At 72.3% G+C, this 21,692-nt stretch carries 21 protein-coding genes; 14 read left to right on the top strand and 7 right to left on the bottom strand.

The genetic code is table 11. The features are described from left to right. Positions 1–11: 11 nt before the first annotated feature. Both Q5425_RS20520 and Q5425_RS20515 read right to left on the bottom strand, forming a co-directional pair. Positions 12–2,963: an SMC family ATPase gene (locus Q5425_RS20520; protein WP_308673854.1), complete on the bottom strand. Its 2,952-nt coding sequence runs from the start codon at positions 2,961–2,963 to the stop codon at positions 12–14. Next, positions 2,960–4,111 (bottom strand): exonuclease SbcCD subunit D, encoded by a 1,152-nt coding sequence (locus tag Q5425_RS20515; RefSeq protein WP_308673853.1) that lies wholly within the window; start codon positions 4,109–4,111, stop codon positions 2,960–2,962. The genes Q5425_RS20520 and Q5425_RS20515 overlap by 4 nt, the downstream gene beginning before the upstream one ends. 218 nt (positions 4,112–4,329) lie before the next feature. On the opposite strand from Q5425_RS20515, the gene Q5425_RS20510 reads away from it, so the two are divergent. Then, positions 4,330–5,244 (top strand): DNA recombination protein RmuC, encoded by a 915-nt coding sequence (locus Q5425_RS20510; RefSeq protein WP_308673852.1) that lies wholly within the window; start codon positions 4,330–4,332, stop codon positions 5,242–5,244. A gap of 416 nt (positions 5,245–5,660) precedes the next feature. Next, positions 5,661–6,572: a DUF6542 domain-containing protein gene (locus tag Q5425_RS20505; RefSeq protein ID WP_308673851.1), complete on the top strand. Its 912-nt coding sequence runs from the start codon at positions 5,661–5,663 to the stop codon at positions 6,570–6,572. A 185-nt stretch (positions 6,573–6,757) separates the two neighbouring features. On the opposite strand, the gene Q5425_RS20500 is transcribed toward Q5425_RS20505, so the two are convergent. Continuing rightward, positions 6,758–7,753 (bottom strand): 4-hydroxy-3-methylbut-2-enyl diphosphate reductase, encoded by a 996-nt coding sequence (locus tag Q5425_RS20500; RefSeq protein WP_308673850.1) that lies wholly within the window; start codon positions 7,751–7,753, stop codon positions 6,758–6,760. Between the two features lie 152 nt (positions 7,754–7,905). Here Q5425_RS20500 and Q5425_RS20495 point away from each other — a divergent pair, with 152 nt between their 5' ends. The 6 genes from Q5425_RS20495 to Q5425_RS20470 all read left to right on the top strand — a co-directional run bounded on the left by Q5425_RS20495 (position 7,906) and on the right by Q5425_RS20470 (position 12,420). Next, positions 7,906–8,661: a lipid droplet-associated protein gene (locus Q5425_RS20495; protein ID WP_308673849.1), complete on the top strand. Its 756-nt coding sequence runs from the start codon at positions 7,906–7,908 to the stop codon at positions 8,659–8,661. Further along, complete coding sequence (xseA, locus tag Q5425_RS20490) at positions 8,658–9,905, top strand: exodeoxyribonuclease VII large subunit (protein WP_308673848.1); 1,248 nt, start codon at positions 8,658–8,660, stop codon at positions 9,903–9,905. The genes Q5425_RS20495 and xseA overlap by 4 nt, the downstream gene beginning before the upstream one ends. Next, positions 9,902–10,306, top strand: coding sequence for a hypothetical protein (locus tag Q5425_RS20485; RefSeq protein WP_308673847.1), 405 nt, complete (start codon positions 9,902–9,904; stop codon positions 10,304–10,306). Before xseA ends, Q5425_RS20485 begins: the two co-directional genes overlap by 4 nt. Next, positions 10,303–10,524, top strand: a complete 222-nt coding sequence (locus Q5425_RS20480) for an exodeoxyribonuclease VII small subunit (protein ID WP_308673846.1) — start codon at positions 10,303–10,305, stop codon at positions 10,522–10,524. Before Q5425_RS20485 ends, Q5425_RS20480 begins: the two co-directional genes overlap by 4 nt. Before the next feature lie 85 nt (positions 10,525–10,609). Beyond that, positions 10,610–11,659 carry a class II fructose-bisphosphatase gene (gene glpX / locus Q5425_RS20475; RefSeq protein ID WP_308673845.1) on the top strand — a complete coding sequence of 350 codons (1,050 nt, stop codon included), beginning with the start codon at positions 10,610–10,612 and terminating at the stop codon, positions 11,657–11,659. A gap of 8 nt (positions 11,660–11,667) precedes the next feature. Further along, a complete protein-coding gene (locus Q5425_RS20470; RefSeq protein WP_396135197.1) occupies positions 11,668–12,420 on the top strand; it encodes a S1 family peptidase in 753 nt (250 codons plus the stop codon). A 1-nt stretch (position 12,421) separates the two neighbouring features. On the opposite strand, the gene Q5425_RS20465 is transcribed toward Q5425_RS20470, so the two are convergent. After that, positions 12,422–13,411, bottom strand: coding sequence for an NAD(P)/FAD-dependent oxidoreductase (locus tag Q5425_RS20465; protein ID WP_308673844.1), 990 nt, complete (start codon positions 13,409–13,411; stop codon positions 12,422–12,424). Between the two features lie 121 nt (positions 13,412–13,532). Here Q5425_RS20465 and Q5425_RS20460 point away from each other — a divergent pair, with 121 nt between their 5' ends. The 5 genes from Q5425_RS20460 (at position 13,533) to Q5425_RS20440 (ending at position 18,642) form a co-directional block, all read left to right on the top strand. After that, the gene (locus tag Q5425_RS20460) at positions 13,533–14,930 is read left to right on the top strand and encodes a class II fumarate hydratase (RefSeq protein WP_308673843.1); all 1,398 of its coding nucleotides are present in this window, start codon (positions 13,533–13,535) and stop codon (positions 14,928–14,930) included. Then, positions 14,930–15,805: a helix-turn-helix transcriptional regulator gene (locus Q5425_RS20455; protein WP_308673842.1), complete on the top strand. Its 876-nt coding sequence runs from the start codon at positions 14,930–14,932 to the stop codon at positions 15,803–15,805. Before Q5425_RS20460 ends, Q5425_RS20455 begins: the two co-directional genes overlap by 1 nt. A gap of 7 nt (positions 15,806–15,812) precedes the next feature. After that, positions 15,813–17,345, top strand: a complete 1,533-nt coding sequence (locus Q5425_RS20450; RefSeq protein ID WP_308673841.1) for an ATP-dependent DNA ligase — start codon at positions 15,813–15,815, stop codon at positions 17,343–17,345. A gap of 127 nt (positions 17,346–17,472) precedes the next feature. Further along, complete coding sequence (locus Q5425_RS20445) at positions 17,473–17,913, top strand: hypothetical protein (RefSeq protein ID WP_308673840.1); 441 nt, start codon at positions 17,473–17,475, stop codon at positions 17,911–17,913. Between the two features lie 93 nt (positions 17,914–18,006). Next, on the top strand, positions 18,007–18,642 hold the full coding sequence (locus Q5425_RS20440; protein WP_308673839.1) for a Pr6Pr family membrane protein: 636 nt from the start codon (positions 18,007–18,009) through the stop codon (positions 18,640–18,642). Positions 18,643–18,731: 89 nt separating this feature from the next. Here the strand turns inward: Q5425_RS20440 and Q5425_RS20435 are convergent, their stop codons facing one another. Continuing rightward, positions 18,732–19,946, bottom strand: coding sequence for an NADH:flavin oxidoreductase/NADH oxidase family protein (locus Q5425_RS20435; protein ID WP_308673838.1), 1,215 nt, complete (start codon positions 19,944–19,946; stop codon positions 18,732–18,734). Between the two features lie 97 nt (positions 19,947–20,043). On the opposite strand from Q5425_RS20435, the gene Q5425_RS20430 reads away from it, so the two are divergent. Then, positions 20,044–20,667: an MBL fold metallo-hydrolase gene (locus tag Q5425_RS20430; RefSeq protein ID WP_308673837.1), complete on the top strand. Its 624-nt coding sequence runs from the start codon at positions 20,044–20,046 to the stop codon at positions 20,665–20,667. A gap of 31 nt (positions 20,668–20,698) precedes the next feature. Here Q5425_RS20430 and Q5425_RS20425 read toward each other — a convergent pair whose 3' ends face one another. Both Q5425_RS20425 and Q5425_RS20420 read right to left on the bottom strand, forming a co-directional pair. Continuing rightward, positions 20,699–21,214, bottom strand: a complete 516-nt coding sequence (locus tag Q5425_RS20425; protein WP_308673836.1) for a hypothetical protein — start codon at positions 21,212–21,214, stop codon at positions 20,699–20,701. Beyond that, on the bottom strand, positions 21,208–21,675 hold the full coding sequence (locus Q5425_RS20420) for a DUF309 domain-containing protein (RefSeq protein WP_308673835.1): 468 nt from the start codon (positions 21,673–21,675) through the stop codon (positions 21,208–21,210). The genes Q5425_RS20425 and Q5425_RS20420 overlap by 7 nt, the downstream gene beginning before the upstream one ends. Positions 21,676–21,692 lie beyond the last annotated feature (17 nt).

Below are 21,692 nucleotides of genomic sequence, written 5' to 3'. Positions count from 1 at the left end.
TGGCCGAGTGCTCAACCCGCGCGCACCTGCAAGGTGGAACCCGTGCGGGACTTGCGGACGCGCAGCCGGGTCGGGATGCGCTGCCGCAGTTCCTCGACGTGCGACACGAGCCCGACCACCCGGCCGCCGGCGCGGAGTTCGTCGAGGGTGTTCATCACGACGTCGAGCGTTTCGGCGTCCAGCGTGCCGAAACCCTCGTCGACGAACAGCGTGTCCAGCAGCGCGCCACCGGTCTCCCCCGCGACGACGTCGGCCAGCCCCAGCGCCAGGGCCAGCGACGCGAGGAACGACTCGCCGCCGGAGAGGGTCTTCGCCGGGCGGATGGTGCCCGAGTAGTCGTCCAGCACGTCGATGCCGAGCCCGCCGCGAGTGCCGCGCGCTCCGGCCGCGTCCGAGTGCACGAACGAATATCGGCCCTGGCTCATCGTGCGCAGCCGGTGCGTGGCGGCGACCGCCACCTCTTCCAGCCGCGCCGCCAGGACGTACGACCGCAGCGACATCTTGCGGCTGTTCTGCCCGCGCCCGTTGACGACGTCGGCGAGCGCCCGCAGCTCGGCGTACTCCGCTTCGGCCGGTGCCAGACCGGCCAGCGCCTTGCGCAGCAGGACGGCCAGCCGGGTCAGCTCCTGGTGCTGCGCGGTGGCCACCCGCAACGCCGCGTACGCGGAATCGGCGCGCGCCCGGGCCAGCTGGGCCGCGTCGGCCGCGCGGCCGACGTCGGCGACGTCGTCCGGCGAGATCCCGAACAGGTCCGGCTCGGCCAGCAGCGCCCGTGCTCCCGCCGCGGCCGCCTCGGCCTCGGCGATGCCCTGCTCCAGCTTTTCGATCTGCTCGTCCGGCAGCATCGCGGCCCGGGCCTTCTTCAGCGACGTGAACCCCTTCGCCGTGACCGCGGCTTCGACCAGCGCTTTCTGCTGGGTGACCCGCTCACGGGCGCCCGCGACCGCCGTCCGGGCCTCGGCAACCGCTTCCAGCGCCTCGGCCAGGCCGAGGAGGTGCTGCCGCCGCGCGCCGACGTCCGCGAACTCGCCCCGCCCGGCGACCAGACGGCGTTCGCGCTCGGCGAGCCGCTCGTCCAAGGCGCGGACGTCGGTCGTGGCTTCGATCGCCGCCTGTTCGGCCCGGCGAAGACGTTCGGCGCGGGCCTCGGCGTCCCGCTCCAGCAGGACGACCTGCCGGCTCAGCTTCGTCTTCGCGCCGGCCTTCTCGGTGAGCGCGGCGACGGTTGCGCGGGCTTCCGCCAGCTCGGCGGTGATCGACTCGGCCGTGCGGCCGGCCAGCCGCTCGATCAGCCCGGCCAGCCGGGCCTTCGCCTCTTCCAGCGCGACGACGACCCGTTGCCGCACCGCGTCCGCCGCCTGCTCGGCTTCCTCGGCCGCGCGTTCCTCGGCCGGGTCGACCAGCTCGACGTCCCGGGTCGCCTTCGCCGGGTGCTCGGCCGACCCGCACACCGGGCAGGGCGCACCGTCGGCCAGTGCGGCGGCCAGCTCGGCCGCCATTCCGTCGAGCCGTCGCTCGCGCAGGTCGAGCCGCCGCTGCCGGGCCGCCTGGTGCGCGTCGACGACCTCGCGCAGCTTCGCCTCGCCCCGGTGGACCTTGGCCTGCGCCTCGGGCAGTTCGGCCGCGTCGCGGGCGACGGCGCGCAGCTCGTCGACCTTCGCCTTGGCGCCGTCGAGTTTCGCCTCGGCCTCGGCCGCTTCGAGGGCGTCCGCCCGGAGTTTGGCCAGCTGGCCGGGAATCGCGGCCAGCTCGGCGGTGAGCTCCTCGACCTGCTGCTTCGCTGTGACCGCGGCGAGCTTCCGGTCGTCCCGGCGCATGACGTCGAGCTCCTGTTGCTCGGCTTCGGCGACCAGCTCCGCGACCGCTCCCGCCTCCTCGCGCGCGGTGGCCGCCCGCGCCTTCAGATCGCCGGTCGCGCGGGTGCCGAACTCCCGCAGCCGGGCGCCGCGGGCCTTCTCCGCCTGCTCGGCTTCCGCCAGTTCGGCGGCCCGGCGGTCCAGCAGGTCGGCCTCCACGGCGACGCCGGCCGCCCGCCGCGCGGCCGCGACCTCCTGCGCCCATTCGGCGCGCTGCGGCGCCTGCTCGGTGATTTCGAGGAGCCGCAGGTGCGCCGTGCGGACCCGGCGGATCTTTTCCGCGCTCGAGCGTTCTTCCTGCAGGTAGGCGTCGGCCCGCTGCGCGGCCGAGCGCGCCCGCTCCTGCTCGGCCGTCACCTGCCCGACGCGGGCTTCCGACTCGGCGAGCACGGCGCCGGCCCACTCGGCCACGTCCGTCTCGGGCGGGTCCTGCTGGGCCTCCTGCGCGTACCGGGCCAGCAGCTCCCGCACGTCCCGCTGCCGCGCTTCCAGCTCGCGGCCGCGCTCGGCACGCAGGTCGGCGAACCAGCGTTCGACGTCGGCGAAGCGTTCGGTGCCGAACAGCCGTTCCAGCAGCTTCTCGCGTTCGGCGGTGTCCGACCGCAGGAAGCGGGCGAACTCGCCCTGCGGCAGCAGCACCACCTGGAAGAACTGGGCCGCGGTCATGCCGAGCAGCCGCTCGACGGTGCGCGCGACCTCTTCGATCCGGATCAGGCCCTCCGGCGGCAGCCCGGCGGGCGCGGTGCCGATCCAGCTCAGCGACACCCTCGCCTGCTGGGTGGTCGTGCCCTCGCCGCGTCGCTTCGGCCGTTGGTACTCCGGGTTGCGCACGATCTTCAGCCGGTGGCGCTGCACGGTGAGCTCCAGCGCGACCTCGGTGACCTGGTCGGGCTCGGCGAGGTCGCAGCGCAGCCGTTTGGCCTCGTTGCGGGCGCCGGGGACCACGCCGAACAGCGCGAACGCGATCGCGTCGAGCAGCGTGGTCTTGCCCGCGCCGGTTTCGCCGTGCAGGAGGAAGAGGCCGTCGGCGCCGAGCACGTCGAAGTCGACGACCTCGCGTGCGCAGTACGGCCCGAAGGCTTCGACCTCCAGCCTGTGCAGCCTCATTTCGCGAGGGCCCCCCGGTCGGCCGCTTCCAGGGCCTGGAACAACAGCTGCTCTTCGCTTTCGGTCGGCGGGGCGCCGCGGCAGTCGTCGAGGAAGCTGCGCGAGACCTCGATGTCGGACCGGCCGCGGACGGCGTCGGAGTAGCGCAGCGGCGCGCCGGCGCGCCCGCCCGCGGGCTCCCACTCCAGGTGGACCGCGTACGGGAACCGCTCGCGCAGCCGCCGCATCGCGTCGACCGGGCGCACCCGGTCGGTGACGGTGACCGACAGGAAGTGGTCGAGGTAGGCGTCGTGCGCCGGGTCCAGCAGGAGATCTTCGATGTTGCCGGTGAGTGTGGCGAGCTTTCTCGGGACAGGCAGTTCGTGGCGCCGGACCTCCGCGAGACCGTTCTGGTCGACGTCGACCAGCCAGACCGATTTGTGGTGGCGCGCCTCGGAAAACGAGTACGCCAGCGGGCTGCCGGAGTAGCGCAGGTGCTCGGCGAGGGTCTGCGGGCCGTGGAGGTGGCCGAGCGCCACGTAGTCGACGCCGTCGAAGACCGAGCCCGGCACCTGCTCGACCCCGCCGACCGCGATCGTGCGTTCGGAGTCGGTCGGTTCGCCGCCGGTGACGAACGCGTGCGCGAGCACGACCGACCGGGCCCCGGGCCGGGTCTCGAGGTCGGCGCGGATCCGGCGCATGGCCTCGGTGAGCACGCCGGTGTGGCCGCGCGCGTCCGGCACACCCAGCGCGTGGCGCGCCGGTTCCGGCTCCAGGTAAGGGATCCCGTACACGGCGACGGGTCCGTGGTCGTCGTCGAGCAGCACCGGTTCGGCCAGCCCGCCGACGGTGGTGCGCAGGTGCAGGCCGCCCGCCGCGGCGAACTCCGCGAAGGCGCCGAGGCGGGGCGCCGAGTCGTGGTTCCCGGGGGTGACGATCAGCTGCGCGCCGGCCGCGCGGATCCGGGCGACGGCTTTCGCCGCGACCCGCACGGCCTCCGCCGAGGGGACCGCGCGGTCGTAGATGTCGCCTGCCACCAGGACGGCGTCGATCGCCTCGCCGGCCACGAGGTCGGCGAGGTGCCCGAGCACCGCTTCCTGTTCCGCGAGCAGATCGGCGCCGTGGAACGTGCGGCCGACGTGCCAGTCGGAGGTGTGCAGGAATCTCACGGGGGCCAAGGTACGACCCGGCTCCGACGAAATCGCGCAGGCACGCCGCCGCCTCACTCGAACGTGTGTACTAACACGAGCGGGCAAGATCGGACACGCCCTGCGCGGAATCGAAGTGTTTGCAGGTCAGCTACCCAGAGCGACGGACCGGGTGCGGTTTTTGTCGGTGCGGTCCGCCATGATGTCTGCGAGCCCGGAGCTCGGACGGAGGGGACGAAGTGGCGACAGTGCTGACCACCGCGGCGATCGTGCTCGCGGTCCTGCTGCTGATCGCCGTCGCGCTGCTGTGGCGGCTGTACCAGGACGGGATGCGCCGGGCGGACGCGGCGGCCCGGCTGGTGGCGGCGGAGCGGGCCAAGGCGGACCAGCAACAGCTGGCGCTGCGGCGGTACGAGGTCGCGTTCGCGTCGATCAGCGGCCGCGGCGAGCTGGGCGAGCAGGTGCTGGTCGAGACGGCGCGCGCCCTCGGGCTGCGCGAGGACCTGCACTTCACGCTGCAGACGGACCTGGGCGGCGGCGGCTCGGCGAAGCCGGACATGGTGCTGCGGGTGGGCGGCGACCGCACGGTGCCGGTGGACGCGAAGGCGAGCATGGCGACGTGGTCCGAGGCGGTGGAGACGGACGACCCGGACGAGCGGCTGGACGCGTTGCGCGCGCACGTCCGCCAGATCCGTTCCCGCGCGGCCGATCTGGCGGGCAAGGGCTACCAGCGCTGGGCGGACGCGATCTACGGAACGATCATGTTCGTCCCGTCCGACGCGGCGGTGGTCGCGGCGCTGGACACGGACCCGGAGCTGTTGCGCTGGCTGATCGACCGCCGCGTGTTCCTGTGCGGCCCGACCGGCTTCGGGGTACTGGCCTCGGCGGCCCTGTTCGCGGCCAGCGACCGCACGCTGGAGGCGGACGTCGAGCAGGTGCGGGCCGGAGCGGCGGCGGCCCACCGGGCAGCGGGCGGCGCGGTGGAGGCGTTGAACCTGTCGAGCACGCACCTGCAGCGGTTCTTGTCGGCGCGGAGGCGGGAGCTGGAGGCCCTGGAGACGTTCCGGGCGACGGTGGCCCCGCTGACCGACGCGGCCGGAAGCCCGGCAGCCGTGCCGACGGTGCGAAAAGGAGACGAACTGGCAGCCAGCTGAGAGCCGGCTTGCGCCCCGCTGGGCTGCTCCCGGAGTTCGCCCAAGACGTCACTTTCGTAGGGAAAGTGTTCCGGAGGGTGCGTCTCCAGAACACTTTCGTCACGAAAGTGACGAGGGCGCCGGCGCCGGGCAGGGGAGGTCGGCTGGGCGCCTGGCGGACGCGCAAGCCTCACCGGGGTCGCGTGACCAGCGGTGACTTCGGCTGACGCGGTGCCCACACCCGAACCTTCCTCGCGACGAGCCCCCACGCGGGTTGCCGCTCACCTCTCGTACGGAGGACCCTGGCCACAAGGGGCCGCAACCCCGGTCACCGGCCGTCACCCGGCGCCACCGGATCATGCCCCCGGGTGGCTGTCGGCCCACGTCGGCGGCGGTGCTGGCAAGATCTTCACAACCACGAGATACGGTGTTGCCCTGTGACCGCGATTCGCGATCGCCAGAGCGATCCAGATGCCGACGACGTCCCCGTGCCGTGGGATGAGCGTCCTGTCGTCGGTTCGAGGCGCGGACTGCCGTGGTGGGCGGCGGTCCTGGTCGGCCTCGGTCTGGCGATCGTAGGTGCCCTCCTGGGCAAGCCCAGCCAGGGCGGTATCCCCGTGATCTTCACCGTCTGCTACATCGGCGGGGCCGTGCTCGCGGTCTGCGCGGTGCGGCGCCGCGGCCTGTTCGGGCCGATGGTGATGCCGCCGCTGGTGCTGGCCGTGACCGTGCCCGGCGTGATCCTGCTGACGTCCGGTTCCCAGGGCGACGACATGCTGTCGAAGGCCCTGAACATCGGCACCCCGCTGATCAACGGCTTCCCCACGATGGCGATCACCACCGGCATCACGCTGCTGATCGGCTTCGTCCGCATCTTCCGCGAGCGCGACCCGGACGCCCCGAAGAAGGCCAAAAAGGCCGACCTCCGGGCGGACGAAGACGACGAGAAGCCCCGCGCCGCGTCGACCGCTGCCCGTCCGCGGCCGGCGGGTTCGAGCCGCACCGGTCAGACGCCGCTGCCCCCGGGCGGCCGGCGCGGCCGGGAGGGCGAACCGGCCCGCCGCCCGCGTCCTCCGGCGGACGGCGAACGCCGTGCACCCCGCGCCGGCGCTCCCGCCGAACGCGACCCCGGCACCCGCGGCACGCGCAAGCCGCCGCCGGCGACCCGGCGCACGCCCCGTCCGGAAGAAGGCGACCCGCGCCGGCGCGAGCCGCGCGGTGACGCGCCGCGACGGCGTCCCCGCCCGCCCGCCGAGGACGGCCGCGACACCCCGCCGCCCCGGCGTCCGTCCGGTGGACGGAGTGCCCCGCCGCGCCGGAACCGTCCCTGGGACGACGAAGAACGCTGACGAACACGGCGGTCACCTCCGCGGGAGGTGACCGCCGTTTTTGTGCACCGAAAGGCATCTCACGTGATCAGAGAGGCATCTCACGTGATTGGGCGGGCATCACGCGTGACTGGAAGGGCATCACGCGTGACTGGAAGGGCATCACGGCGGCGGGCCGGAACGGCCCGCCGGCCGGACCTCAAGACTTAGACCTTCCGAAGTTCCTTCGGCGGCGCGAAGGTGATCTTCTCGTTGGCCGTGGTGACCTCGTTGACGTCGCCGTAGCCGCGCTTCGCCAGCCAGTCCAGCAGCTCCATGACCAGCACGTCCGGTACCGACGCACCCGAGGTGACGCCGACCGTCGTCACACCGGAAAGCCACGCCTCGTCGACCTCGTGCGCGAAGTCGACCAGGTACGACGCCCGGGCTCCGGCCTTCAGCGCGACCTCGACCAGGCGCTTCGAGTTGGACGAGTTCGTCGACCCGACCACCAGCACCAGGTCGCATTCGGCGGCCATGGCCTTGACCGCGACCTGGCGGTTCGTCGTCGCGTAGCAGATGTCGTCGCTCGGCGGGTCCGCCAGATCCGGGAACCGCTCGCGGAGCTGGTCGACGCGCTCCATCGTCTCGTCGACCGACAGCGTCGTCTGGGACAGCCAGATCACCTTCGACGGATCGCGCACCTCGACCTTGCCGACGTCCTCGGCCTTGTCGACCAGCTGCACCTTGTCCGGCGCCTCGCCGGCGGTGCCCTCGACCTCTTCGTGGCCTTCGTGGCCGATCAGCAGGATGTCGTAGTCGTCGTTCGCGAAGCGGTTGACCTCCTTGTGCACCTTCGTCACCAGGGGGCAGGTTGCGTCGATCGTGCGCAGGTTCCGCTCGGCCGCCTCCGCGTGCACCATCGGCGAGACGCCGTGCGCGGAGAAGACCACGAGCGCGCCCTCGGGCACCTCGGACGTCTCGTCGACGAAGATCGCGCCGCGCTCGCGCAGCGTGTCGACCACGTGGCGGTTGTGGACGATCTCCTTGCGGACGTACACCGGCGCGCCGTAGACGTCGAGGGCCTTCTCGACGGCGATCACCGCGCGGTCGACGCCGGCGCAGTAACCGCGGGGCTTGGCCAGCAGCACCCGCTTGCCGGAAGCGGTTCCGGTGATCGTGGGGGTACCCGCGGGCTCGATTCCGGGACTCGCTTCACTCATGCCACCCAGGGTACGGGCAGCCCCGAGCCGGACTCGAAGTCCCTTTCGGGTGAGCTTCGTCCCCCTACCGCGCTGTGCCGGGCGTCACGCAATGCGCCCGAACCCACCCTTTCGGTTGGGCAGGACGGGCGGTCATACGGCAGGCTGGACACATGAAGCCTTTCCCGCTCCCCCTCCGGGTCGCCGCGGGCCTCGCCGTCTCCACCGCCGAGCGGGTTCGCGAACTTCCCCGGCAGCTCGCCGGGCTCCCGGTGACCGTGGTCAGTCAGGTGCTGCAGGCCTCCATGCGGGTCCAGCAGCACGTCACCGAGCTGGCGATCAAGGGCGACAGTGCCCTGTCGAGCCTGCGCCCGGTCGAAGACGCGCCGAGCTGGGCGACGTTCGACGAGGACGTCGAGCCCGACGTCCCGCCCGCCCGGCCGAAGTTCGCCCCCGTCGCCGACGTGCCCGAACCCCGTTCGGAAATCAACGGTCACGTTCCGTCAGCAGCCGAGCTCGAAGCGGAGCTGGGCGATCCGTGGGCCGAAGAGGAACGCGCGCTCGCCGAGGACCACGCCGACGGCGAGCACGACAGCGAGGCCGCAACCGCCGAGGAAACACCGCCGCGCACGCCCAAGCCCGGCACGCCCAAGATCGACAAGAAGACCAAGAGCGAGACCCCCCGGACCAGCGCCGCGGGGTACGAGGGTCCGGCCGGGCTGACCGGCTACGACCAGCTCACCCTCCCGCAGCTGCGGGCCCGGCTGCGCCAGTTCTCGATCGACCAGCTCGAGACCATCCTCGAGTACGAACGCGCGAACGCCGACCGCTCCTCCTTCACCGGGATGCTGTCCCGCCGGATCGCCAACGCCCGCAAGGCCGAACGGGACAAGGCCGAGGACGGCGGCGACGGCACGGAAGGCCCGTGAGCACCGAATCCACCCAAGCTCCAGCGAGCACCGCGGAATCGCCGTGGCCGGTCCGGACCGTCGCGCGCAAGATCGGCGACTGGATCCACCGGCTCGGCGCGGTCTGGGTGGAGGGCCAGGTCACCCAGGTCAGCTCCCGGCCCAACACCCAGACCGCGTTCCTGACGCTGCGCGACCCTTCGGCGGACGTCTCGATGTCCGTCACCTGCCCGAACTGGCTGATCCGCGAGATGGAGCCGCCGCTGCGGGAAGGCGCGAGCGTCGTCGTGCACGCCAAGCCGTCGTACTTCTTCGGCCGCGGCACGATCAGCCTCCGCGCCGACCAGATCCGCGCGGTCGGCATCGGTGAGCTGCTGGCCCGGATCGAACGCCTGAAGAAGCTGCTGACCGCCGAAGGCCTCTTCTCGGCGCAGCGCAAGCGGCCGATCCCGTTCCTGCCGAAGGGCGTCGGGCTGATCACCGGCCGCGCGTCGGCGGCCGAGCGGGACGTCCTGGCCAACGCGCAGGGGCGGTGGCCGCACGTCCGGATCAAGGTGCTCAACACGGCCGTGCAGGGCTCGCAGGCGGTGCCGCAGGTCATGCGCGCGCTGCGGATCTTCGACGCCGACCCCGAGATCGACGTCATCGTCATCGCCCGCGGCGGCGGTAGCGTCGAGGACCTGCTGCCGTTCTCCGACGAAGCGCTCTGCCGCGCGGTGTCGGCCACGGGCACGCCGGTCGTCAGTGCCATCGGGCACGAACCGGACACCCCGCTGCTCGACTACGTCGCCGACCTGCGCTGCTCGACGCCGACCGACGCCGGCAAGCGGATCGTCCCGGACCTGCGCGAGGAGACCGAACGCGTCCGGCAGATGCGTGACCGCGGCCGCCGCGCGCTGCACGGCTGGGTCGACACGCAGGCGCGGCTGCTCAACCAGATCCGCAGCCGCCCGGCCCTGGCCGACCCGCTGGGCCCGGTCCAGCGACGGCAGGACGACGTCGACGTCCACCGCGAACGCGCCCGCCGCGCCATGCTGAGCCTGCTCGCCAAGGACCAGGCCGAGGTCGCGAACGCGCGGGCCCGGCTCACCGCGCTCGGCCCGGCGGCGACGCTGGCCCGCGGGTACGCGGTCGTGCAGTTCATCGACGCCGAAGGCAACCTCCAGGTACTCCGCTCCGTCTCCGAAGTCGAGGCCGGTGCCCAGCTGCGCGTGCGCGTGGGCGACGGCGCGATCAAGGCGGTGGCGGAAGGAGAGCAGGGGTGAAGGTGACGTTCCTCCCGCTCACCGTGGACGCGGCCAGGAGGCTCGGCGCGCGCCCGCTGCTGGACCAGGCGGTGCGCACCGACCGGGCCGCCGCCGAGTGCTGGACGGCCCTGCTCGCCGGCTGCGGCACCGCCGCCCGCCGCGACCTGGGACCGCAGCTGCGGCGGCTGTCCGAAGCGACGTCGATGCAGGTCGGCTCGCGCTGGTGGTTCGCCGACGGCGCCGGGCACCGGAAGCGGGTGGCGGGCGCGCAGGAGAACCTCGAAGAGGCGATCGCGGACGGTGACGGGCAGGAGTTCGCGCTGGCGTTCGTCGGGTACGACCACGCGATGGCCAGCGCGGTAGTGTGCGCGAACAGCGCCCACCCGTCAGCCCGGAAGGTCGGAGAACACCGAGCGTGAGTGAAACAGCCAGCGAGGAACTCGGCTACGAGCAGGCGCGCGACCGCCTCGTCGAGGTCGTCCGCGAGCTCGAGGCCGGGGGTCTGTCCCTCGAGCAGTCACTCGCGTTGTGGGAGAAGGGTGAGAAGCTCGCGAAGGTCTGTGAGCGCCATCTCGAAGGCGCGCGCGAGCGCATCGAAGCCGCCCTCGCGTCCGTGGAGGACGACTCCGAGCAGTGAGGTAGGCCATGCCGACGGTATCTGGAATCACGGCGGGTATCTGACAGACTGAACGCCCGCCAGTTCCACGATCCGGGAGGCACAGATGCCCGCCGCAGACAGTCGTCGTGAAGCGCCCGACCGCAACCTCGCGATGGAGCTGGTCCGGGTCACCGAAGCCGCCGCGATGGCGGCCGGCCGCTGGGTCGGCCGCGGCGACAAGATCGGCGGGGACGGCGCGGCCGTCGACGCGATGCGCCAGCTCGTCTCGACGGTGTCGATGCGCGGGGTCGTGGTGATCGGCGAGGGCGAGAAGGACGAAGCCCCGATGCTGTTCAACGGCGAAGAGGTCGGCAACGGCGACGGGCCGGACTGCGACGTCGCGGTCGACCCGGTCGACGGCACCACGCTGATGGCCAAGGGCATGCCGAACGCGCTCGCCGTGCTGGCGGTGGCCGAGCGCGGGGCGATGTTCGACCCGTCCGCGGTGTTCTACATGGAGAAGCTGGCCGTCGGGCCGGACGCGGCCGGCAAGGTGGAGCTCGGCGCGCCGATCGCGGAGAACATCCGCCGCGTCGCCAAGGCCAAGCACAGCAGCGTCAGCGACGTCACCGTGTGCGTCCTGGACCGCCCGCGGCACGAGCAGATCATCAAGGAGATCCGGGACGCCGGTGCGCGGATCCGGTTCATCTCCGACGGCGACGTCGCGGGCGCGATCGCCGCGGCCCGCCCGACCACCGGCGTCGACATGCTGATCGGCATCGGCGGCACCCCCGAGGGCATCATCGCGGCCTGCGCGATGAAGTGCCTCGGCGGCGAGCTGCAGGGCCGGCTGTGGCCGAAGGACGACGCCGAGCGCGAGAAGGCCCTCGCCGCCGGGCACGACCTCGACCGGATCCTGCTCAACGACGACCTCGTGCGCGGCGACAACGTCTTCTTCTGCGCCACCGGCGTCACCGACGGCGACCTGCTGCGCGGTGTCCACTACCGCGAGGGCGGCGCGACGACGCAGTCCATCGTGATGCGGTCCAAGTCCGGGACCGTCAGAATGATCGACGGCTACCACCGGCTGAACAAGCTGCGGGCGTACTCCTCGGTCAACTTCGACGGCCACCTGGACGCGCCCGACGACGACATCGTGCCCCCGCTGCCGTAAGGAGATCCGTGCCCAGGCGACTGCCGGCCCTGTTGACCGCGTGCGCGATCGCCCTGGTCCCCGGCACCGCCGCGGCCGCCCCCGCCATCGTCGGGGGTGCGAACGCCGACCAGCCGTACCCGTTCACGGTTTCGCTGCACACTTCGTCGGGCAAGCTGTTCTGCGCCGGTGCGCTGATCGCGCCCACCTGGGTCGTCACGGCCGCGCACTGCGCGTTCGGCAAGGTCCCGGCCGCCATTTCGCTCCGGACGGGGTCGAACGACTCGGGCCAGGGTGGCGAAGTCGCGCAGCCCGCCGAGATCATCGTCAACCCGGCGTTCAACACCCAGAGCCCGGCGGGCGACATCGCGCTGCTGCGGCTGGCGGCACCGGCCGCGGCGGCACCGATCGGGCTCGCGACGGCCGCGTCGCCGGGCACCGCGACCCGGATCCTCGGCTGGGGCCAGACCTGCCCGAAGGTCAACTGCGGCGAGATCCCCACGGTGCTGCAGCAGCTCGACACGCGGATCGTCGAAGGCACGAAGTGCACGTCGGTGTTCGACGGCACGTCCGAGCTGTGCACGGACAACCCGGGCGGCAAGTCCGGAGCGTGCTTCGGCGACTCCGGTGGCCCGGAGATCGTCCGCGAAGGCGACCACTGGCTGCTGGCCGGCGTCACCAGCCGCCCGGGCAACAACGACCCGCAGTGCGCGACGGCGCCGTCGATCTACACCTCCGTCGTCGCCTACGCGCCGTGGATCGCGGAGAAGACGAAGGCCTGACTTATTCGGCGTTGCTCGAGTGGCCCGGGAACAGGTGGGCGTCCGGGTCGAGCGCGACGGCGATGTTGTTGACGGCCGTCGCGGCCTCGCCGAAGCCGGTCGCGATCAGCTTCACCTTCCCCGGGTACGCGGCGACGTCGCCCGCGGCGTAGACGCGCTCGCGCGCGGTCGCCATCGTCGAGTCGACGGCGATGGCGCGGTGGTGGATCTCCAGGCCCCAGCTCTCGATCGGGCCCAGGTCGGCGGTGAACCCGAGGGCCGCGACGACGGCGTTGGCCGGCAGCCGCTCGTCGCCGGCGCCCTTGATCGAGACGTCGACGGCTTCGAGAGAGCCGTCCGGCGCTTCGACGAACCGCGTGACCTCGGCGTCGGTGATGATCCGGGTGCCGAGTTCGCGCGCCTGCCGGACGATCGACTCGGCGGCGCGGAACTTCGCGCGCCGGTGCACGAGCGTCACGCTCGCCGCGACCGGGTGCAGCGCGAGGATCCAGTCGAACGCCGAGTCGCCGCCGCCGACGACCACGACGTGCTGCCCCGCGTGCGCCTGCAGCGCGGGGACGAAGTGGACCATGCCGCGGCCGAGCCAGCCGTCGCCGGCCGGCAGCGGGCGCGGGGTGAACTCGCCGATGCCCGCGGTGATCAGCACCGCACGGGCCTGGACGGTTTCGCCGCCGTCGAGGGTCAGCTCGACGCCGTTCCCGGCGGTTTCCAGCTTCTCCGCCTTGCGCCCCAGCAGGTACTTCGGCTTCCACGGCGCCGCCTGCTGCACCAGCCCGTCGACCAGATCGCGGCCGCGGACCTCGGCGAACCCGCCGACGTCGTAGATCATCTTCTCCGGGTACATCGCGGTCACCTGGCCGCCGGGCTCGGGCAGCGAGTCGACCACCGCCATCGAAAGGCCGCGGAACCCGGCGTAGTAGGCGGCGAACAGGCCCGTCGGGCCCGCGCCGATGATCACGAGGTCGTAGGGGTCCCCAGCAACGTCAGTCATGCTCGCTCCAGCCAGTGGTGGATGGCGGTGATCGAGAACACACCCGATCCTAGCGTCGCGGGCCGCCGAGGGTGGGCGACGCCACCACGCGGGGCGGGGAGAACAGGGCCAGAATCGTGTCATGGCTGATCAGGAATACCGGATCGAACACGACACGATGGGCGAGGTCCGCGTGCCTGCCGACGCGCTCTACCGCGCGCAAACCCAGCGGGCCGTGGAGAACTTCCCCATCTCCGGCCGGGGCCTGGAGCGCGCCCAGATCCGCGCGCTCGGACTGCTCAAGGCGGCCGCCGCGCGGGTCAACCTCAAGCTGGGCGTGCTCGACGCCGACGTCGCGAACGCCATCGCGGCCGCCGCCGACGAGGTCGCCGCCGGGGCCCACGACGCGCACTTCCCGATCGACGTCTTCCAGACCGGGTCCGGGACGTCGTCGAACATGAACGCCAACGAGGTCATCGCGACGCTGGCTTCGCGTGCCCTCGGCCGCGACGTGCACCCGAACGACCACGTCAACGCGTCGCAGTCGTCGAACGACACCTTCCCGACGACCATCCACGTCGCCGCGACCGAGGCCGTGCTCAAGGACGTCATCCCGGCGCTGGAGTACCTCGCCGGCGCGATCGAGGTCCGGGCCGCCGAATGGGCCGATGTCGTGAAGTCCGGGCGCACGCACCTGATGGACGCGGTGCCGATCACGCTCGGCCAGGAGGCGGGCGCGTGGGCGTCGCAGATCCGCTACGGCGTCGAACGGCTGAAGTCGGGCCTGCCGCGGCTGGGCGAGCTGCCGATCGGCGGCACGGCCGTCGGGTCGGGCCTCAACGCGCCGGAGGGCTTCGGTGCCAGTGTCGCCGTCGAACTCGCCACGGTGACCGGGCTGCCGCTGACCGAGGCCCGCGACCACTTCGAGGCGCAGGCGACGCAGGACAGCGTCGTCGAGACGTCCGGGCACCTGCGCACGATCGCCGTGTCGCTCAACAAGATCGCCAACGACCTGCGCTGGCTGGGCTCCGGCCCGCGCACCGGGCTGGCCGAGCTGGCGCTGCCGGACCTGCAGCCGGGTTCGTCGATCATGCCGGGCAAGGTGAACCCGGTCATCCCGGAGGCGACGCTGCAGGTGGTCGCGCAGGTGATCGGCAACGACGCGGCGGTCGCCTTCGCCGGCGCGGCGGGCAACTTCCAGCTGAACGTCAACCTGCCGGTGATCGCCCGGAACGTCCTCGAATCGGCACGCCTGCTCGCGGCCGTTTCGCGGCTGCTGGCGGACAAGGTGTTCGCGGGCATCACCGCGAACACCGAACGCGCGCGCACCTACGCCGAGGGCTCGCCGTCGATCGTGACGCCGCTGAACTCCTACATCGGCTACGAAGAAGCGGCTGCGGTCGCGAAGCAGGCGTTGAAGGAGCTGAAGACGATCCGCGAGGTCGTCATCGAACGCGGGTACGTCAAGGACGGCAAGCTCACCGAAGCGCAGCTCGACGAGGCCCTCGACGTGCTGCGCATGGCCCGCGGCGGCAGATGATGAGTGACGCCGCCGGGCTGGGCGCCTTCCTGAAGGCGCGCCGCGCCGCGCTCGACCCCGCCGACCTCGGTCTGCCGCCCGGGGTCACCCGGCGGCGGGTCAAGGGCCTGCGCCGCGAGGAGCTGGCACAGCTGGCCGGCATCAGCGTCGACTACTACACGCGGCTGGAGCAGGGCCGGGCGAAGAACGTTTCGGACGCGATCCTCGGCGCGCTGGCCCGCGCGCTGCGCCTCGACGCCGGCGAGGAGTCCTACCTGCGCAACCTCGCCGCGCCGAAGCGCCGGGAGAAGAGCGCGCCGCAGCGGGTCCGGCCCGAGCTGCAGCAGCTGCTGGACGCCATCCAGGCACCCGCGTTCGTCTTCGGCCGCTACCTCGACGTGCTGGCGTGGAACGCCCTCGGCGGCGCGGTCGCCTTCGACTTCGCCCGGCTCGGCGAACGCAACATCGCCAAGCTGACCTTCACCGGCGGCCAAGCGAAGGAGCTGTACCCGGAATGGGACGCCGTCGCCCGCGAAGTCGTCGCGAACCTGCGGGCGGAAGGCGGCCGGCACCCGGGCGACCCGGAATTCGCCCGGCTCGTCGACGAGCTTTCGGCGGCCAGTGCCGAATTCCGCGCGCTGTGGGCCGAGCACGCGGTGCGGGAGAAGGCGCAGGGGTGGAAGGTGCTCCTGAACCCCGTGGTCGGCGAGCTGCGGCTGCGGTACGAGACGCTGCGCCTGCCCGACGACCCGGACCAGGGCCTGGTGATCTACCACGCGGAACCGGGATCGGAGAGCGAGCGAGCGCTCGGTCTGCTGGCCAGCTGGGTCGCCGAAGCCCCGCTGACCAGGGCAAACATCCGGTCATCAGGAAATTGTCGGTGGTCCGGGTCATGATGTCCGGGTGCTGCTGAGCGAGTTGGTCCACGCGTCCGCCGAACTGGCGGCGACGAGGTCCAGGAAGGCGAAGATCGCCCTCCTGGCCGGAGTGCTGCGCGCCGCGGAGATCGCCGAGCTGCCCACGGTGATCGCGTACCTGACGGGGCAGACGGCGCAGGACAGGCTGGGGGCGGGCTGGCGCACCCTGGCCGGGCTGGGTGCCGGTGCCGCCGCCGAACCGGTGGCCCCGGTGCTGGAGGTGGACGCGGCGCTGACCGCGGCGGCCGGGGTCGCGGCGGGCACGGGCTCGGCGGCGCGCCGGCAGGAGGTCCTGCGCGCGCTGTTCGAGCGGCTGACGAAGGACGAGCAGCAGTTCCTCTTCCGGCTGGTCACCGGCGAGCTGCGGCAGGGCGCGCTGGAGGGCGTGATGGTCGACGCCATCGCGGCCGCGGCCGACGTGCCCGCCGAGGACGTGCGGCGGGCCTTCATGCTGTCCGGGAAGCTGGGCGTCACCGGGGTCGCGGCGATGACCGGCGGGCAGGCCGCGCTGGCGGAGTTCCGGCTCACCCTCGGCACGCCGGTCAAGCCGATGCTGGCGTCCCCGGCCGAGTCGCTGGACGAATCCGTCGCCGAGCACGCCGAGGCGATCGTCGAGTACAAAATGGACGGTGCGCGGATCCAGGTGCACCGCCAGGGCGACGAGGTGCACGTCTGGACGCGGACGCTGCGAGAGATCACCGGCAGCGTGCAGGAACTGGTGGAGCTCGTGCGGGGGCTGCCGTGCGAGTCGGTGGTGCTCGACGGCGAGACGCTGGCCCTGACCGACGCCGGGCGGCCGCGGCCGTTCCAGGACACGATGAGCCGGTTCGGCAGCACCCGCGAGGAACAGGTCAAGGCCCTGCTGCTGCGGCCGTACTTCTTCGACTGCCTGCACCTCGACGGCGTCGACCTGCTGGACGCGCCGCTGTCCGAGCGCAACGCGGCGCTGCGCAAGGTCGCCGGGGCGCATGTGATCCCCGGTGAGGTCGGCACTTCCGGGGCGGCCGCCGTGCTGGAGGCGGCGATGGAAGCGGGCCACGAAGGGGTGATGGTCAAGGACCTGGCGTCGCCATACGCGGCGGGGCGGCGCGGGCGGGCGTGGCTGAAGGTCAAACCGGTGCACACGATCGACCTCGTGGTGCTGGCGGCGGAGTGGGGCCACGGCCGCCGCACGGGCACGCTGTCGAACCTGCACCTGGGCGCCCGCGACCCGGACGGCGGCCCGCCGATCATGGTGGGCAAGACGTTCAAGGGCATGACCGACGAGCTGCTGGCGTGGCAGACGAGGACGTTCCAGGAGATCGAGACCCACCGCGACGACTGGACGGTGTACGTGCGGCCGGAGGTCGTGGTGGAGATCGAGCTGGACAGCGCCCAGGTGAGCACGCGCTACCCCGGCGGCCTGGCGCTGCGGTTCGCCCGGGTGGTCCGCTACCGCCCGGACAAGGACCCGGCCGAAGCGGACACGATCGACACGGTCCGCGGCCTGCTGCACGGCGATCGCTCGGAAGGGAGCTGACGGCCGGACGCCGGCCCCGGGGGATTTGGCGAGAATTTTCCCGCCACGGCCGGCGGCGAGGATCCCTAAAGTGCGCTCCTTCACAAGGATCCCGCTCACTTCCCGAGCGGTAATGGAGGAGCCAGCAGTGGTCAGCAAGGAACAGATGAAGACGGCGATCCACGCCGCCTTCGACGGAGCCGTCGCCGGCGGGGCGAGCTACACCAAGGTGTACGCCGCGGAAATCAGGCAGAAGAACTACCTGGTCTTCCGCACCACCTCGGTCGCCAACTTCGCGCTCGGCTTCAAGCCCGGGCAGACCGATCTTGTCCTCGTCCCGCTCGAGGAGAAGAACGGTACCGTCACGGCGGGCCCGCCGGTGACGATCACCGACGCCAACCGCGCGTCGGTGAAGAAGCGCGACCTGCAGGGCCGGTTCGTCATCAAGACGACCGAGGGCCGGACGTTCCGGCTCAGCATCATCCCCTCCGTGACGAAGCTCCTGGCCGCCACCTACCAGCTGCCCGTCGAGCAGAAGGCGGAATACGTGGCGTTCACCGAGCTCCGGGACACGCTCACCGCGGCGTAGCACCGGTTCGGGGCCGTCCACGCGCCGGGCAGCCCCCGGACTCCACACGTTCGAGGGGTCCACTGTGGAGTTACCGGCGGGTATTCTCCGTGGATGCACGGTCCGAAGCTCACCCGCACCTGGTTCGCGGTCACCGCGCTGGTCGCGCTGACCGGCCTCGTCGTCCAGGTGGTCGCCACCGCGAGCGACACCGGCGGCCGCTTCACGACGGTCGCCGGCCGGGTGGCGAACCTGTTCTGCTTCTTCACGATCGACTCGAACCTGCTCGTGATCGCGACCGCGGCACTGGTGGCCTTCGGCGCGGCGCGGGGCACGCTGTTCCGCGTGCTCTGGCTCGACGCGCTGGCCGGCATCATCGTGACGGGCATCGTCTACCAGGTCGCCCTCGCGGGTCTGTACGAGCTGCACGGCCTCGCGTTCCTCGCCGACACGCTGCTGCACAAGGTGACGCCGATCCTGTTCGTGCTCGGCTGGCTCCTCGCCGGCCCGCGCGGGGCGTTCACGTGGCGCGCGGTCCGGTGGTCGCTGGTCTACCCACTGGCCTGGCTGGCGTTCACGTTGCCGCGCGGCGCGCTCACCGGCTTCTACCCGTACCCGTTCGTCGACGCGGACACCCTCGGCTACGGCCAGGTGGCGCTGAACTGCGTTTTCATCGGGCTCTTCTTCACCGCGCTCACCGCGGGCGCGTTCCTGTACGACCGCCGCCTCGCGCGGCTCGAGCCCGCTTAGCCGCGGCGCCTTCATGGCGAATCCCGTGCTCCCGGGCCGCCAGGTGTCCGCAGCTCCGCAACGGCCCGGTGCCCGCCGGCACCGGCTCGCTAGCCGCGGACGCGGCGGAACGCGTTGAGCCCGTCGGTCAGCGCGGCCTGCACCAGCGTCGGGAGCGCGCCGCGGCGGTCGACCGGCTTGCCCGCGGCGATCCGGTGCATCTGCCGGGTGTGCCACTGGATCTCCAGGAGGCTGTCGGCCGGCCGGATCCCGGTCTTCGGGCCCACCCGCTCCGCCCGGACGTCCTCGCCGGCCAGCAGCCGGGCCGGCAGCCCGGGGTCGACGACCAGCGGCCGGCCGAGCCCGATCACGTCCACTTCGCCCGAGCGCAGCGCTTCGGCCATTCCGTCCGGCGTCGCGAACCCGCCGGTGACCATCAGCGCCACGTCGGAGACTTCGCGCGCTTTCGCGGCGTAGTCCAGGAAGTAGGCCTCCCGCGCCTGGGTACTCGCGCGCCCGGCGCCCATCATCGCGGCCTTCTCGTACGTGCCGCCGGAGACCTCCAGCAGGTCCACGCCGGCCTCGCCGAGCTCGCGCACGACTTCGAGGGACTCCTCCTCGGTGAACCCGCCGCGCTGGAAGTCCGCGCTGTTGAGCTTCACCGCCACCGGGACGTCGTCGCCTGCCGCCTCGCGCACGCGCCGGACCACCTCCAGCAGGAACCGGCGGCGGCGGACGGCGTCACCGCCCCACTCGTCGGTGCGCAGGTTCGTCAGCGGCGACAGGAACTGCGACACCAGGTAGCCGTGGGCACCGTGGATCTGCACGCCCGCGAAGCCCGCTTCGACGAACGTGCGCGCCGCGACGGCAAACCGTTCGATGATCGCTTCGATCTCGTCGCCGGCCAGGGCCCGTGGGACGGCGAAGGCCGTACGGACGCCCCGGTTGCCGAACGGCACCTCGGACGGCGCGACGGGCCGGCGAGACAAGTACCGCGGGCTTTGCCGTCCGGGGTGGTTCAGCTGCACCCACAGCCGCGCGTCCGTGCCCTCGACCGCGCCGGCCCAGGGGCGGTAGACGGCCGGATCCGGTGTCGCGGCGACGTTGCGGGGCTCGCCGAGCGCGGCCGGGTCGACCATGACGTTCCCGGTGATCAGCGCGCCCGCGCCGCCGCGGGCCCAGGCCCGGTACAGCTCGAAGAGCTCGCGGGTGGGCGCGTTCCGCCGGTCGCCGAGCTGCTCGCTCAGCGCCGACTTGACCAGGCGGTTCGATAGGACGGCGCCGCACCGCAGCTTCAGCGGCTCCGCCAGGAGGTCCCGGGCCATCGCGTCACCTCTCGAACTTACTCACAGTAAGATAACTCGACGGTAGCATACCGCCGGTATGTCATCTACCCGTCGAATGACCGTTAGGGTCGGGCGCATGACGGCGATCGTGCAGAACCTGGTGACCTCCGGCGTCTTCCGGCTCGACGGGGGCAGCTGGGACGTCGACAACAACGTGTGGGTCGTGGGCGACGACGCGGAAGTGGTCGTGATCGACGCGGCGCACGACGCGAAGGCGATTGCAAACGTCGTGGGCGAGCGGAAACTGACCGCGATCGTCTGCACCCATGCGCACAACGACCACGTCAACGCCGCCCCGGAGCTGGCCGCCGCGACCGGCGCGCCGATCCTGCTGCACCCGGACGACCGGGTCGTCTGGGACCTCACCCACCCCGACCGCGCCCCGGACGGCGAACTGGCCGACGGCCAGGTGCTCACGGTCGCGGGCACGGCGCTGCAGGTCATCCACACGCCGGGGCACGCACCCGGCGCGGTCTGTCTGTACGCGGCCGAACTGGGCGTGGTGTTCACCGGCGACACCCTGTTCCACGGCGGGCCCGGGGCCACCGGAAGGTCCTATTCGGACTACCCGACGATCGTGCGGTCCATCCGGGCCAAGCTGTTCACGCTCCCGGAGGCGACGAAGGTCCACACCGGACACGGCGAGGGCACGACGATCGGCGCCGAGAAGACCGCCTCGGACGGCTGGAACCAACCTTGAGCAGGCGGAGCTTTCACGTGAAAGCTCCGCCTCAGGAGGTGTGCTTCCGGGCGACGAGGGCGAACTCCTCGATCGCCCGGTCGAACGCGGCGGCGGCTTCCCGGACCGGCGTGGGCAGGAACCGCCGGTCGAACTTCCGGTCGTCGTCGAGCTCCCACCGGGTGTGGTGGAGTTCCATCTCCTTGCTGCGGAGCAGGTTCGCCTGCTCGACCAGCTCGTCCGGCCCGCTCATCACGAGCAGCCCGAAGAACGCGCGCATGTCGGTGCGAGCCGTGTAGTACGCGTCTTCGAACTCGATCTCACGCTGCGCGTCGGTTTCGGCCGCTTCGTGCAGCTTCCGGCGGCGGTGGATCACGTTGATGTCGACGATGTGCTTGCGCGCCCGGGTCGCGGCCTCGATCAGCCCGGCGCAGCGGTCGGCCCGGTCCTGCCGCAGCTTCGCCCGCCGCGCCGCGTTGAGCTTCAGCGGCTCGACCAGCGCGCCCAGCGTCACCCCGGCCAGCGACGCCACCGCCGCGACGACCGCGGCACCAAGCGCCGTCAGCACGTCAGCCGCGGCGCGCTCGGTGACACCCGGACGCGCTGCTTCGCCTCTTCCGCCAGCGCGAGCGCCCACTGCTGCAACCCCGCGACGTCGATCCCGTGCGGCGGCTCGCTCCGGAACGGCTCGATGTTCGCCGCACCCCGCTCCAGCAGGGACACCGCGCCCACGTTGTTGCCGCGGGCCGCGTGCGTCAGGCCGACGGCGAGCTGCGCCAACCCCCGCCACAGCTCGCGGTCGGGTCCGTCGGTCGTCTTCCAGGCGTCCTCGAAGACCTCGTGCGCGTGGAACGGCTTGCCGTCGTCGAGCAGCCGCTGGGCCTCCGCAAGCGTTTGCGCCGGCGGGCGCGCAATGCCCTCCGGCTGGCGCTCGACCCCGTCCGAGCCGTACGGCAGCGGCCGGCCCAGGCCGTCGCGCGGTCGTGCGTTGCGGGCCCGTCCCTCGTTGTCGCGGTCACGGCGGCTCATACCCTGAGATCCTGCCA

This window comes from Amycolatopsis sp. A133 (assembly GCF_031082405.1).
Taxonomy (GTDB): Bacteria; Actinomycetota; Actinomycetes; order Mycobacteriales; family Pseudonocardiaceae; genus Amycolatopsis.
This window is presented reverse-complemented; position numbering and strand designations above follow the sequence as displayed.

Bases quoted from the DNA above. Each gene is read 5' to 3' on its own strand.
- Q5425_RS20500 (WP_308673850.1), bottom strand. From the start codon at position 7,753: ATGAGTGAAGCGAGTCCCGGAATCGAGCCCGCGGGTACCCCCACGATC.
- Q5425_RS20435 (WP_308673838.1), bottom strand. From the start codon at position 19,946: ATGGCCCGGGACCTCCTGGCGGAGCCGCTGAAGCTGCGGTGCGGCGCC.
- glpX (WP_308673845.1), top strand. From the start codon at position 10,610: ATGCCCGCCGCAGACAGTCGTCGTGAAGCGCCCGACCGCAACCTCGCG.
- Q5425_RS20495 (WP_308673849.1), top strand. From the start codon at position 7,906: ATGAAGCCTTTCCCGCTCCCCCTCCGGGTCGCCGCGGGCCTCGCCGTC.
- Q5425_RS20420 (WP_308673835.1), bottom strand. From the start codon at position 21,675: ATGAGCCGCCGTGACCGCGACAACGAGGGACGGGCCCGCAACGCACGA.
- Q5425_RS20465 (WP_308673844.1), bottom strand. From the start codon at position 13,411: ATGACTGACGTTGCTGGGGACCCCTACGACCTCGTGATCATCGGCGCG.
- Q5425_RS20455 (WP_308673842.1), top strand. From the start codon at position 14,930: ATGAGTGACGCCGCCGGGCTGGGCGCCTTCCTGAAGGCGCGCCGCGCC.
- Q5425_RS20520 (WP_308673854.1), bottom strand. From the start codon at position 2,963: ATGAGGCTGCACAGGCTGGAGGTCGAAGCCTTCGGGCCGTACTGCGCA.
- Q5425_RS20430 (WP_308673837.1), top strand. From the start codon at position 20,044: ATGACGGCGATCGTGCAGAACCTGGTGACCTCCGGCGTCTTCCGGCTC.
- Q5425_RS20460 (WP_308673843.1), top strand. From the start codon at position 13,533: ATGGCTGATCAGGAATACCGGATCGAACACGACACGATGGGCGAGGTC.
- Q5425_RS20440 (WP_308673839.1), top strand. From the start codon at position 18,007: ATGCACGGTCCGAAGCTCACCCGCACCTGGTTCGCGGTCACCGCGCTG.